The sequence below is a fragment of the Lysinibacillus sp. TE18511 genome, from assembly GCF_054062295.1.
Genome location: NZ_JBSSFD010000047.1, coordinates 23436 through 35972, shown reverse-complemented (window position 1 = coordinate 35972; position 12537 = coordinate 23436). Strand labels below are relative to the sequence as shown.

Here is a 12537-nt window from a genome sequence, read left to right as displayed (position 1 = left end):
ACGGGCTACTCGGGATGTGGAACACTCCAAAAATGGACGTTGCGCAACAAACAAAAAATTAACTTGAGTGTGTCTATAATCTTGACGTAGATCCAGTATTTGATTGCCGTTTTAAAAAGACTAACCCACCTAGTAGATTAACTTCTTATATTGAAAGTGAAACTAACATAACCAATATAAAATTCAATAATGTTGTTGATTATTTCATTTTAATGGTAATTTTTCTCAAGAAATTAGGCACTCCTAAGCGAGAATTACAAAAATTACTTCGAGATTTAGAAAGCCATTCTGAACACTTAAGGTCTCAAGTGCCTGTACCAGTGCATTTATCAATCATGGGTTCTGATTTAAGGAAAAAATTAATAAAAACTAAAAATTATATCTAACTTTCTTCCTTGCAGTTCTATTTAAGGGTATGATAGAATAAGATTAACTAATAGCGGTGCATTGCTTCGGCTTGCACTTAAGGGAACTAGATGCGTCTAGTTCCCTTTTGATTTACCTGAAAACGCCAGTTCCCTAATTACAAGGCACTGATGTTTTTTATTATCCATTCACTTCCCCATAAACCTCATGTATCATATCTTCCATAATATATGACTTAAACTCCTCGTTCTCCAATATCTTCATAAAGAACTCCTGATTGCTTCTCATACGGTCGATAACGAAGTCCATGAATGTTTTTTCGAAAGCGAATTTGAAGTTTTCTTTTGTGTTGTGGGTGCTTTTTGGCGAAGCTCTTCATCATTCAGCATATCATCTTTCACTTGCTCACGTGAAAGGAAATCAATTTCTGTAAATTGCGTGCCAAAGCGTTCGTTTAACTTCTCTAAAATACTCGACAAGCGTACTTTCTCATCTCAGTTGCGCCACCAGCACCATGTTTTTGTGGATCTAATTTATAGCCACTTGTTTTATCAAGCTCAATACTACCTTCAAATGCTTTTTAATTACGATAGTATTCCAGTGCAACATCATCCGCTAAATACACAATTTTTTCTCCGGCACCACGAGGTAATTTACGTAACAAGTATGTTAGATAAATATACTGCTTGTGCAAGCCTATATCAATAAACGAAACAACTTGCAGTACGAAACCATACGTACGGCTGAATTTTGTTGCTGCTTGTTTAAACGCTAGCTGCTGCTCTTCTAACAACTTTTTAAATCGCTCAACACCTTTATTTAACCATGCTTGTGCCTTCGTAGATTTCTATACAACACGTATTACTTCAAGCTCATTTACTCTTTGTACTTCTTGCTCAGTAAATACTTGATATGGCTCAATTTCAACTAGCATTCACATCATTTTACGAGTACCTAGCGCTATATTATTGCCATATAAAAAATATTTTTAATAAAATTTAAATATGTCCTGTATACGCCCTTCTAATAGTTACACTATAAAACTATACTTCAAGTATCGAAACATATGAGGTGAAAAACTTGAAAATCAATATTGGTGAATTTATTAAAAACAGAAGAATTGGTCTAGGTATGACCCAAACTCAATTAGCTGAGGCAATCGATGTTAATGAGCGCACTTTACGTAGAATTGAAAATAATGAATACAAAGATATAAACAGTGCCACATTTAGTAAGCAACTATTAAAAATTGCTGAAGAACTCAAGCTAACAGATGTCGAGTTAAAAGCTTTAGGTGCCGTAAACTATAATGAAGCGATGAATTATTTAAACCCAGCAAATTTAGTATTAGATAATTCTATTAACGACTTGCATCATAAACTATATGCCGCACAAAGTTATGCTCAAAACAAGCAATATAAAGAAGCCCTTAACATTTATTTAGCTTTTGAACAATTAAGTGATGAACCTTTTTACAAACTCGGTTGCGCTACAATGTATCAATTTTTAAATAAATTTGATGATGCCATTTCATATTGTGAAAAAGTTTTGTTGGACATACCTGAATCATTTGAAGCACACTTTATCAAAGGAACATGCCTAGCATCCCAAAAAGAAAATGACCTAGCTATTAAAGTCTTCAATGACGCTTTACATTTAAAAGAACATGATAAAGTTTATTATAATATCGGCGTTCTTTATATGTCTGAAGATTCTTACCCGTTAGCTATCAACGCTTTTGAAGCTTGTTTACGTCTTAATTCGAAAAATGCATCCGCTCACTTAAACTTAGGTATTTGCCTATTTAAATACATGAATTATGAAAAAAGTTTACAACATTATAAAAACGCTATTGAAATTGAACCAAACCTTTACATGGCATACAGCCAAATTGGTGAGTATTATAGATTTTTCGGGAAATATGCAGAAGCTGTGGAAAATTTCGAAGTTTGCTTATTATTAGACGCACACGATTTCCAATCACTATACGGAATTGCATTTTCATATTTAAAATTAAATAGAATTTCTGAAGCCGCATTATATTATAAATTTTTCATTAATCATCATAAAAATAAATTATTCCCAAACAAGCTAACTGCAACTACAGCAATTGTTGATATAGGATATGTAGAAACTACCTTTTTCTCGATTCAATTGGAAACAAATGACATTGCTATCATTAAAATCGACAATATAGAACTACCAATTAAATTACAGGAAGGAAAAAGCTATATTTTTATAGGAGCACCAATAATTGCAGATACTACCGGATCTATGCCTTATGCAATACTTGGCAAATTTTACACGGTGAAAGAAGAATTCCAAAAAACAGTAAATACATTTAAAGATAAAGCGAATTTATTTCAATTTTTCGATCGACCTATATACGTAGATACTGAGAATAACATTTCAGCTAATGTAATAGAGAGAAACAAACATATTTTAATCGAAATTTACATTAAAAATTCTTTAGTTATTACAGGCATTACTGACCAAAAATCAGGTGGCCTTGAGACATTCATGGAGCATTACAATAAACATGGTCAATATAGATTACATTTCGAGCATGAACAAGAGGTTTTTATTGTTGATGGTTTAAAAAATGTTCACATTGAAGTTTTAAATTCGATTTAAAAACACCGGTTATTAATCCGATTTTTTCAATCTTTAGAACGCCAACCCCATTCATTCTCCCTACTTTCACATTTTAAAAGCTGAAATTCTTTGTCATAAGAACTTCAGCTTTTTTATATTGAAATAAAAACGACTTATTATTTATTAAGATTAATATGTATGTTGCAATACCTGTGTTGTAGAATAAATCATTTAGTAACGTTAAAATACACGATACTAAATCGTTATCTAGCAATTATTCACAAATTCTACTTTTACCCAACCCATCTGCTACATCATAATTTTTGTGTTAAACCTAACTCCGTTAAAATGCCCGTAGCGTCTTGTAAGTATAACAATACTTCAAAACTTCACAGAAAACTAAGGTCATATAATTAAACCCCTTTACCTTACAAATAATTTAAAGGTTACGCCCCCTAAATTGTTTGTGAGGGCGAGCAAGCGATAGCGCGCTTAGATTTAAAGCAAAATCTCAATTTTCCCTGTCCATTTTCTTGACATAGTATCAGCCTTCTATTAATGCTTAACTTGTACTTTAGAGAAATTAGATATAGCCTCCTCTCTATCAATACAGTTAGGGCATACTCCACATGGAACTTTACTATTTGTTTGGCAAGAATAGGTTATCGCCATTGGGACATTCAACTCCTTGCCCTTTAAAATCACATCATATTTCTCTAATTCTCTATATGGCAAAACAATTTTTACGGACCCATATTCTGATAAAACCCCTTCTAATTTATCGAAAAACTCAGTCGAACAATCTATTTCCTTAGCATGATTTGAGTTAATAAATGCAGAATATACTTCATCTATTTTTTCACTTTGAACAATTGAACTCGCAATGGCTAAAAATAATAGATTACGATAAGGCAAATATAAGTCATCAGCACTAATTTCATTAATCCATAAATTTGCTTCTAAAATCATATTAGATGTGGAAAATTTGTAAATATCACTAATATTAATAATTCTCAAGTGTGCTTTTAATTTTTTGGGAATAACTTTTATTAAACTTGATAATTCTCTATCTTTAAAATGCTGTCCATAATCAATGAATATAGGTAATACTTTTTTTCCTTTTGAAATTAAATCATAAGCCAAAGTTGTAGAATCTAGTCCATCTGACATTAATAACAATGAATCGTAATAATTACTTGTCCTACCGTTATATGTATTTAATAATTTAAATACTTGGTAAAGTGGAAGCGCGTGAAAACATATTGTCATAGGACTTTACAACCGAAACCATCAATGAAAAATGGGTGGCAGATATTACGTATATCCACACACAGCGTGATGGCTGGTGTTATTTGGCGTCGGTATTAGATTGTCACACAAAGAAAATTGTCGGCTATAAATTTGGTCGTAAAATGACAGTAGTCATTATTTTAGAAGCATTAGATCACGCAGTAGCAGCGCAAAATCCGGCGCCTGGACTCATTTTATACACTGATTTAGGCTCCCAATATACAAGCGAAGTTTTTGGTGAACGCTTAAAGAAATACGAAATAATCCCATCATTTAGCTGGAAAGGATGATGCCCGTATGACAATGCATGCATCGAATCATTTCATGCGACACTGAAAAAAGAAGAAGTGTACCGAACGCGCTACGACAGCTTTGAAACTGCACGCGTTGCCTTATTTAAATACATCGAAGGCTGGTATAATCACAAGAGGATCCACGGCAGCATTGACTATTTCACACCTGATGCGTACAAGAAAATGTGCCGAGCAGTAGCGTAACAAGCTGGGGTCACACAAAAATCTACCCCACCACATTTTTCGGGCGCAATTTCCATACATTTTCCGCTCTACATCGCGGGTAGGCGGTCAAAGGCTCTTTTCATTTAACGGGCTACTCGCGATGTGGAACACTCCCAAAATGGACGTTGCGCAACTCAAAAAAATTAACTTGAGAGTGTCTAAAATCTTGATGTAGTTCCACAATATGAAAACGGAGCTACTATTATAATCTTAGCTGTGTTTTCATATTTAATAGAATCCAAATTAACCATATAAATTAAAAATTAATTTACCTAAAATTTCATCTCTATAAGTATCCTCTGTATAAAACATTCCTTCTGTGAGCGTCAAAACTTGTTCATGTCCTAAAATATCTGGAAAATTTTCAGCTAAATATTCCAAATAACTTTTACTTAAAATTTGCCTTTGTTTATTTTTATTATTAATTTTATTTTTATATTGACTATACACTGACTCCAGCTGAAATAAAGAAACATTTGTCAAAACTTTTACAGCTAATTTATTATCAATGTTATGAGTTGGCAATATTTTTATATCGTAATCAGAAGTTTCTCCAAATATTACTTCTACAAAATTAAATTTTTTTTCTTCATTAAAATTTAAAACTTTAAATTCTAATGAGTAAACGTTTGAAATTACTTCTTTAAATGTATCTCTTAAAAAAGTCGATATAGATTTAAATTTACTATGACCATTCATTTCAACTGAAAATAAATTATTATATATATCAACATGTTGGTTGTGATAAATAACTATTTCCTCACATATTCTTTCTTTTACATCCTGGTCACCAATATCAGAAAGCCCAGAATACTCTAGGATGTTATTTAATATTAATTTATGAATTTTATCAAATTCTCTTATCAGCGCATCAAATATTGTCTTATCATCCTTATTACATATTCTAACATTAGCCTTTTGAACATTAAGTTCTTTTAACTTTGATTCAATTAAATTTATATAATCATGAAATATATTCTTATTTAATTTTTCTTTAGTGCTAATTAGCTTATAATAACTTTCATGTTTTGTATTTTTCAAATTCCCTCTTATTGCTTTTAAAGAATCAAAAGAGTTTTTTGGAGCTCCCATGGGCTCTATTGAAAACGTAAAAGTATGCTCAATTTCTTTTTCATAAGGAGAAAAACAATTATCAAAATCTGTATAATAATTTGACTTAAAATAACTATTACAATAATAACAGGATGGGACTAAATTATATAATGATATTGAAAATATAGGAAACATCGAGATTGGTATAAAATGGTCTAAGTGTGGACGAGCTTGCTTCCCTGCACCATTCAGAGCTCTATTATTTCTTATTGGATTAATATATTGTGCATGACAGTATGGACAAATTTTAGTATTTAAGCTTTCCACATATCTATATGCATTCCACTCTATTAAATTACCCTCATACTCAAAAAATTGGCTACTGTCTTTAAAATTTCTATATGCTTTTATAAAAATCTTCTTTAATTCCAAATGTAGTTTCGTGAATTTTACTTTTTCTTCATTATTATTAATATTGAAGTTATCCAATATTTTATCTATATATTCATCCTGTATTTTCTTTAAAGATTCAGTATTACCAATAGCTAAACTCGTTAAATTTTTATCAAGATAATCGATAATGTCCTTCGAACTTTTGTATTTTTCACTATCTCTTAAATTATCTAAATCAGATTTTATTTCACTTTCATTATTAATGATGAATTCCTTATGTATGTCCAGTATTTTATGTCCTCTATATTTCTTTTCACTTAGCTCGATATAAATCACTTTATTCAACTTCCCCCTCAAGTTTTAGTAATTTTTCATTCGCCAATTTAATTTGCTCTTTTAATATTCCTATTTCCTGTTTAATATTTAAAACATCTTCGTTAAAGGGTTTAAATAACTTTATTTTTTCATCATAAATTTGAATTAATTTATTTCTTAATACTGGTTCTGCAATTAGGTCAATTTCATATCTAATTTGATCCAAATCATTAATGTCTTTTGGTACGAAATACATAAGTTTTTTTGCTAATTTATTTATCTTCTGTTTAGCAAAATCTCCTATAACTCCACCCTCTAAAAAAAATGAATTAGTATATAATTCATGTATATTTGCACCAAATGTTAAATGCAAATCTTCTAATTCCGATTTGTTGATTATTCCTTTAATTTTATCCCTATGTATTAAAATTAAAGAATGCGAAGGTATGTCGGACACTAAAAATGGTGAATGCGAGGTCAATATCACTTGAAATTTATGTCTATCAAAATATACTTCTAAAAAATTTATTAGTAGTGCAATAATCTTTTTTTGCCATTGGGGATGTAAAGCATTCTCAATTTCATCTAATATAATTACTTGCAATTCTGGTTGCTTCTCATAGTAGCTAATACCGTCTAATAATCTTGAAAAAATATCAAGTATCATTTCTTCTCCTGTACTTAACTCTCTCCAATTCATTGACAAACCAGTAAATTGTTGTTTTGTAGCATTATATAAGTTTTTAATAAATGTTTTTATGCTTTGAATATCATTTAATTCAAAGGTTGAATCATTTATTTGAATAATCTGCCCTCTCTGTATACCCTTTTCAATTTTCTTAGAAAACTTATTTATTCTTTTAATTACTCTCAAATGACTTTCTCTATTATCCATTGAAACTGGTCGTATATTTTTATGAGTTTTTTCAACATATTCAAAAATATTTTTTTCTTTTTTCTCTATAGCTTTAGAATATTCGAGAAGTAAAGGACCTTCTGCAGTATTAAATCCTAGTAATAGCCTTTTATCAATATAACTCTTAAACATAGAGAATTTTAAATTTTCCGTAAACTTAAAATCAGAATCAATATTTATTATAGAAAAACTCAATATTTCAGGAAGTGATAATTCTTCCAAAACATTGGATAAATACTCTATTTTTACATCTATTTTCCTTTTAAGCATATCAGTTCGGTTTAAAAATAATAAATTATTTTTTATCTTTTCAGAATCATATTCATAAATATTTTTTAACAAATAGTTGGTACTATTATTTGTTTCCCTTTGCAAAGGATCATATTTTTTTCTATCTAAGACAGTAGAGAGAAATAATACTTTAGATAAGTTAAAGCGACTTTTTCTACTCAACTCATTAACTTTTGTATCTTTGAAATCAATATCAGGCATATTATTTTGAAAATAAAATATATCACCATATTCATCCATAAATATTTCAAAGTACTTTTCTTCCCTTATTTTATAAATATCCGCATTTGTATACCTAAAAAAATCTAAGAGGGTAGATTTACCAGATCCATTTTTGCCAATTATACCCGTAAGACCTTTTATTCTATTAGTAGGAGGGTTCTGAATACTAAAAAAATCTACAATAAATTTCTCATTCACCTCCATATCCACACAATTTAGGGTAGAATTATAAGCTATATTAAATTGATTATCTAATAAAAATTCCTGATCTTTGATTCGATTCTTAAAGTTACCGATGTATACATATAATAATTTCATTTTGTCCTCCTAAATCAAATTTTCTAATTTGGTTATTAATCTTTATAAATTATATTCCATAATAATAATATTTTCCCTGGTAAATTTCTTATATAAATGAATTTTCTAAAAAACAATACCTGATTGACTCCCAAAATAAATGCCCTTGAATGCTACAGCACAAATTAGCTTAAAAACACAAAAAGTGGCTGGGACATAACTGGTAAAACCTTAAAAAGCAAGGGAAATCAATTTTAGAAACGTTGATTTCTCCCGCTTTTCTTATGTGAAATTTTTTTATTTTGCTTGGAAAATATACGTATGTCCCAGCCTCTTTTTTAAAATCGTTTAATTCCTATGTATGAAGACGGCAGTCCATATATACTATGTGCACATTACTTCTCCCTTTTTGTTGGTCTTTTGAGGTATGCTCGTACTTCATATTCTTTAAAATGTGTAATCCATTCTAGTTTTCCTTCTAAACCAAATTCATCAGACACTCTAATATAATAAGGATTTTCTCTATTTGAATCCTCAATAAGTTTACCTAATAATTCAATATTGCTCTTTTGTAACTCATTTAGGCTTCTAATAAATTTATACATCTCATCTTCATTAACTTGGCGTAAAAATTTAATGGTTCTTCCTAAAATCCCAACAATCCAATCGCATATACGGATTTCTATAAATTCTAAGGAACTCTCAAATGAATAATTATCTATTTTTTTACCTTTAAAAGATAAGGGATATTCTTGAATAATTTGTTTTATAACATCCTCTTCATCAAACATATGTTTTGAATGCAGGAAATAAATTAGAGGTAATTGATAGAATCTTGACAAATCATTTTCTATCACTCCCTTTCCATCAAATAGCATACCTTCTACTTTTAAACAGGATTTCTTAGCAGAACACAAGTCGTTATAAAGATCTTTCATTATTGTAAAATTAATTTTCAAAATCAAATCGTTTTTACTTTTAACAACTGAATCTATTTTTTTAGTGATTAAATGATTATTCAAATATTTATCAAAATTAATCCAATCAATTAAATCACTCCAAAATCCAATAATTTCTCCCTTGTCTTTATTTGAATAATTTAATTTCCCTAAAATATCAGATAATCCTTTTTCATCTTTACAAACTAGTTCAAAGAGAAGCTTCTTCTTGAACAACTTCTTCCCTTCATCGCCAGAGTTATCTATAGAATTAATTATCTGCGCACATATATTATATCCTGTACAATGGCTTGTAAAATGAAAAAAAATCTTATTTTTTTTGATCCACTTTAAAATTGAATGAAGATTCTCATTATTTATTTGATTAAAATAGTTACCCCCTGAACCATAGATATGTCGACTTTTTATCTCAGGAGGATTATTTTTTAATTTAATTTGTGACATAAGTTCTTCAAATGAGCTATCACTTATCTCATTTTCACATACCATGCCACCCAGAACTACCGTTTCTGTCAAACTTATATTAAAACCATTATTCTTTTTACTATTCAATCTAAATTTCCTATAATTACTAGTTTCATCGTAATAAAAGTATCTTTTTATATTGAGCTCTTTCTTGTGGTTTCGGTTCCTAATAAATTTTTGACGCATTTTGCTAACTTCAATATAATTATTTTGTTTTTTGTATATAAATTTAAAAATCTTCATTATATCCATCTTTACTTTCCTCTCTATAAATATTTATATATCAATGGTTCTTAATATGTCATTTGAATTATTATCCCATCCATAAAACATCTACATCACCATTTACAGCAAATACATCATGTTTACGTTTCCTATTTGCTAGAAAAAACCTCTAAAATTATTTAATTAGAAGGTTTTAGAACCAAGTTCACTCCTAAAATATATAAGACTTACTTATCCCTTTTAAAAAGTTCTATTTAAATTCTCGTAAAATAAGATCAAAAATAGCTAATGTAACTAGAGCTTTTATAAAGTATACTATACCTAGGATTTTGAATGTGGGGCTACTAGAAGATACAACAATAGGAAAGTTCTTCTTAACTACTTTATTAGCAGTAGCTGAAATGGAACATAATTAAATTATAGAACGTACACAAGAAGGAAAGCGATTGATAGACCGCGTGATGATTTTAGAGAAGGTAGACCGAATAAGTACAATCAAAGCAAATAAAAAAAAGACTCTGTACTAAGGGCAAGTTGAATCTGTAGGCACCGGGGGGTAATTAAAACATTCCTGATAAACCATTGAAATCTATGATCATTTGTATTTTGAGAATAAATAATAGATACTTTTTCATTGTCTTTTAAGTAACCGCCGTCTCTTTGGCTTTCTACATATTGCGCTAACATTGCCTCAGTAAACGGTCTATTATTCGCTTCCACATAAGATGCTAAATCATTAGTGATTTCTTCAGCTTTAGGTTTTACTACAAGAAAGTATGTACTCCAGGTTGTAATTTGAATTAATAAGTAAAACAATAGAACAAAATGAAAAATGGATGATAATACAATGGCCATTTTAAAAGAGTGGAAGAAAAAGCAGAAGCAAGACTATTTAGTGCTAGGCTCTAATACGATGCACCCAAAACAGCTTGTGTTTAGTAATGAGATTAATAAGTACCTACAGCCTACAAAGACCCGCAAATGGATCTTACACGTTCAAAGCAAATATGCGCTAGGTACAATTACAACACACGGTTTACGTCACACGCATTGCTCGTTGTTATTTGAAGCGGGTGCTAGCATAAAAGAAGTACAAGATCGCTTAGGTCATAGTGATGTACAAACGACAATGAACATCTATGCACACGTTACGAAGAAAGCGAAAGAAGAAGCTATACAGAAGTTCGCCAGCTACATTGAAATGTAGTTGAGCGACTACGCTTTGACTACGTTTTTGACTACGTTCGATTGATACTCAATGAAACTATTTGACATAAGGCAAAATAAAAAACCCTTGTATATCAAGGGTTTTGACGCTCATTGAAATTCAATGAAATCGTATTATGGAGACGGCGGGAGTCGAACCCGCGTCCAGAAACTCCAATACTTCAGCTTCTACGCGTGTAGTTTGCCTATTTACAATTCACGTAACATTATGCCGACAAACAGGCGTCCTGTACGCTAACCTGGAAATCTCTTGTCGGTGACTCAGGTGGCACCAACGACCGTATCCCACTAAAGTTGGGCCCCACGTTCTCTACATGGGCGATAGAGAGGCAGAGCGCTTAAGAGCTTACGCTGCGAAAGCTAAGTTTTGTTGTTTGCCAGTTATTATATAACTTCCGTTGATGACGGAGCCGAGACCTCCGACGCGCGACCAAAGCTTGAACCATCCCTGTCGAATCCGTAACGTCCCCTTGAATATGAATCGAAGCACATTGCCTCGTTCAAGTAAAGGAGCTAGAATTTCTTCTAGTACGGTGGGAGCTAAAAAGTACGCTTCCATGTAATCTGGCAATCAGTAATTCATATTATAAAACAAATCTTGCTATAGTTCAAGTGTCCCGCTACGATAGAAAAAATTGGCTTGCTCAACATGATTTGCTTCTTTCCTAATCATCAATTATGAATTCAAAATTGACTGCCTTTAGAACTCGCCCTGAGAATTCTATGCGTCAGTTTGTCATTTCTATCGTCGCCTCAACAGCTCTATCCAGCAGTTTGACTGTTCGATCCGTCACTCCTCAAGTTCTATCTACAAAAAGCTCACCATCCGAAAATAGTGAGCTTTCTAACAATCTATTATTATTGGTTTTTCGCTTTGAAGGCGCGTTCTATGTCACGTTTTGCTTCTTTTTTACGCATGTCATTGCGTTTGTCGTAATCCTTTTTCCCTTTGCCGACCCCGATTAGGAGCTTGGCGTAGCCATCTTTAATGTACATTTTTAATGGGACGATTGTGTAGCCGTCACGTTTTACGGCACCGACTAGCTCGCCGATTTGCTTTTTGTGGAGTAGCAATTTGCGGGCGCGCAGTGGGTCGTGGTTGAAGCGGTTGCCTTGTTCGAATGAGCTGACGTGCATATTGTTGATCCATGCTTCACCGCTACGGATTTGTACATAGGATTCTTTTAGTTGGACCCTTCCTGCACGGATGGATTTAATTTCTGTGCCGGTTAGCACCATGCCCGCTTCGATTGTCTCTTCAATGAAGTAGTCGTGCCCGGCTTTTTTGTTTTGTGCTAATACTTTCCCAGTACCTTTTGCCATATAATTTCACCCTCTTCATAAAGGTTACGCAGGAATTACCTGCTTTATTATTGATTAAGCGAAAGCACCAGTAATGTGATAA

Annotated in this window: 8 protein-coding genes, 1 other RNA gene and 3 pseudogenes; 3 read left to right on the top strand and 9 right to left on the bottom strand. The window is 31.5% G+C overall.

Annotated elements, in window-relative coordinates:
* Positions 1–546: 546 nt before the first annotated feature.
* Positions 547–1300, bottom strand: a pseudogene (locus ACVWXS_RS22610) (type I restriction endonuclease subunit R); the annotation flags it as partial.
* A gap of 146 nt (positions 1301–1446) precedes the next feature.
* Here ACVWXS_RS22610 and ACVWXS_RS22605 point away from each other — a divergent pair.
* Complete coding sequence (locus tag ACVWXS_RS22605; RefSeq protein WP_456960243.1) at positions 1447–3000, top strand: tetratricopeptide repeat protein; 1554 nt, start codon at positions 1447–1449, stop codon at positions 2998–3000.
* A gap of 73 nt (positions 3001–3073) precedes the next feature.
* On the opposite strand, the gene ACVWXS_RS22600 is transcribed toward ACVWXS_RS22605, so the two are convergent.
* Together ACVWXS_RS22600 and ACVWXS_RS22595 are read right to left on the bottom strand one after the other, a co-directional pair.
* A complete protein-coding gene (locus ACVWXS_RS22600; RefSeq protein ID WP_456960242.1) occupies positions 3074–3235 on the bottom strand; it encodes an N-6 DNA methylase in 162 nt (53 codons plus the stop codon).
* A gap of 281 nt (positions 3236–3516) precedes the next feature.
* The gene (locus ACVWXS_RS22595) at positions 3517–4131 is read right to left on the bottom strand and encodes a 7-cyano-7-deazaguanine synthase (protein ID WP_456960241.1); all 615 of its coding nucleotides are present in this window, start codon (positions 4129–4131) and stop codon (positions 3517–3519) included.
* A gap of 101 nt (positions 4132–4232) precedes the next feature.
* On the opposite strand from ACVWXS_RS22595, the pseudogene ACVWXS_RS22590 reads away from it, so the two are divergent.
* A pseudogene (locus ACVWXS_RS22590) lies at positions 4233–4748 on the top strand (IS3 family transposase); the annotation flags it as partial.
* Between the two features lie 264 nt (positions 4749–5012).
* Here ACVWXS_RS22590 and ACVWXS_RS22585 read toward each other — a convergent pair.
* From ACVWXS_RS22585 to ACVWXS_RS22570, 4 genes are all read right to left on the bottom strand, one after another.
* On the bottom strand, positions 5013–6560 hold the full coding sequence (locus ACVWXS_RS22585) for an HNH endonuclease (RefSeq protein WP_456960240.1): 1548 nt from the start codon (positions 6558–6560) through the stop codon (positions 5013–5015).
* Positions 6553–8277, bottom strand: a complete 1725-nt coding sequence (locus ACVWXS_RS22580) for an AAA family ATPase (RefSeq protein WP_456960239.1) — start codon at positions 8275–8277, stop codon at positions 6553–6555. The genes ACVWXS_RS22585 and ACVWXS_RS22580 overlap by 8 nt, the downstream gene beginning before the upstream one ends.
* 374 nt (positions 8278–8651) lie before the next feature.
* Positions 8652–9932: a hypothetical protein gene (locus tag ACVWXS_RS22575; protein WP_456960238.1), complete on the bottom strand. Its 1281-nt coding sequence runs from the start codon at positions 9930–9932 to the stop codon at positions 8652–8654.
* Between the two features lie 468 nt (positions 9933–10400).
* On the bottom strand, positions 10401–10760 hold the full coding sequence (locus tag ACVWXS_RS22570; RefSeq protein WP_456960237.1) for a hypothetical protein: 360 nt from the start codon (positions 10758–10760) through the stop codon (positions 10401–10403).
* Between ACVWXS_RS22570 and ACVWXS_RS22565 the strand changes: the two are divergent.
* Positions 10735–11112, top strand: a pseudogene (locus ACVWXS_RS22565) (tyrosine-type recombinase/integrase); the annotation flags it as partial. The gene ACVWXS_RS22570 and the pseudogene ACVWXS_RS22565 overlap by 26 nt on opposite strands.
* Before the next feature lie 134 nt (positions 11113–11246).
* Here the strand turns inward: ACVWXS_RS22565 and ssrA are convergent.
* Positions 11247–11602: a transfer-messenger RNA gene (gene ssrA, locus ACVWXS_RS22560) on the bottom strand.
* A 388-nt stretch (positions 11603–11990) separates the two neighbouring features.
* Positions 11991–12455, bottom strand: a complete 465-nt coding sequence (gene smpB / locus ACVWXS_RS22555) for an SsrA-binding protein SmpB (RefSeq protein WP_068986822.1) — start codon at positions 12453–12455, stop codon at positions 11991–11993.
* Positions 12456–12537: the final 82 nt, after the last annotated feature.

What these genes read in the sequence shown, in the direction of transcription:
- ACVWXS_RS22570 (WP_456960237.1), bottom strand. Translation starts at nt 10,760, where the DNA reads ATGGCCATTGTATTATCATCCATTTTTCATTTTGTTCTATTGTTTTAC.
- ACVWXS_RS22575 (WP_456960238.1), bottom strand. Translation starts at nt 9,932, where the DNA reads ATGGATATAATGAAGATTTTTAAATTTATATACAAAAAACAAAATAAT.
- ACVWXS_RS22595 (WP_456960241.1), bottom strand. Translation starts at nt 4,131, where the DNA reads ATGTCAGATGGACTAGATTCTACAACTTTGGCTTATGATTTAATTTCA.
- ACVWXS_RS22580 (WP_456960239.1), bottom strand. Translation starts at nt 8,277, where the DNA reads ATGAAATTATTATATGTATACATCGGTAACTTTAAGAATCGAATCAAA.
- smpB (WP_068986822.1), bottom strand. Translation starts at nt 12,455, where the DNA reads ATGGCAAAAGGTACTGGGAAAGTATTAGCACAAAACAAAAAAGCCGGG.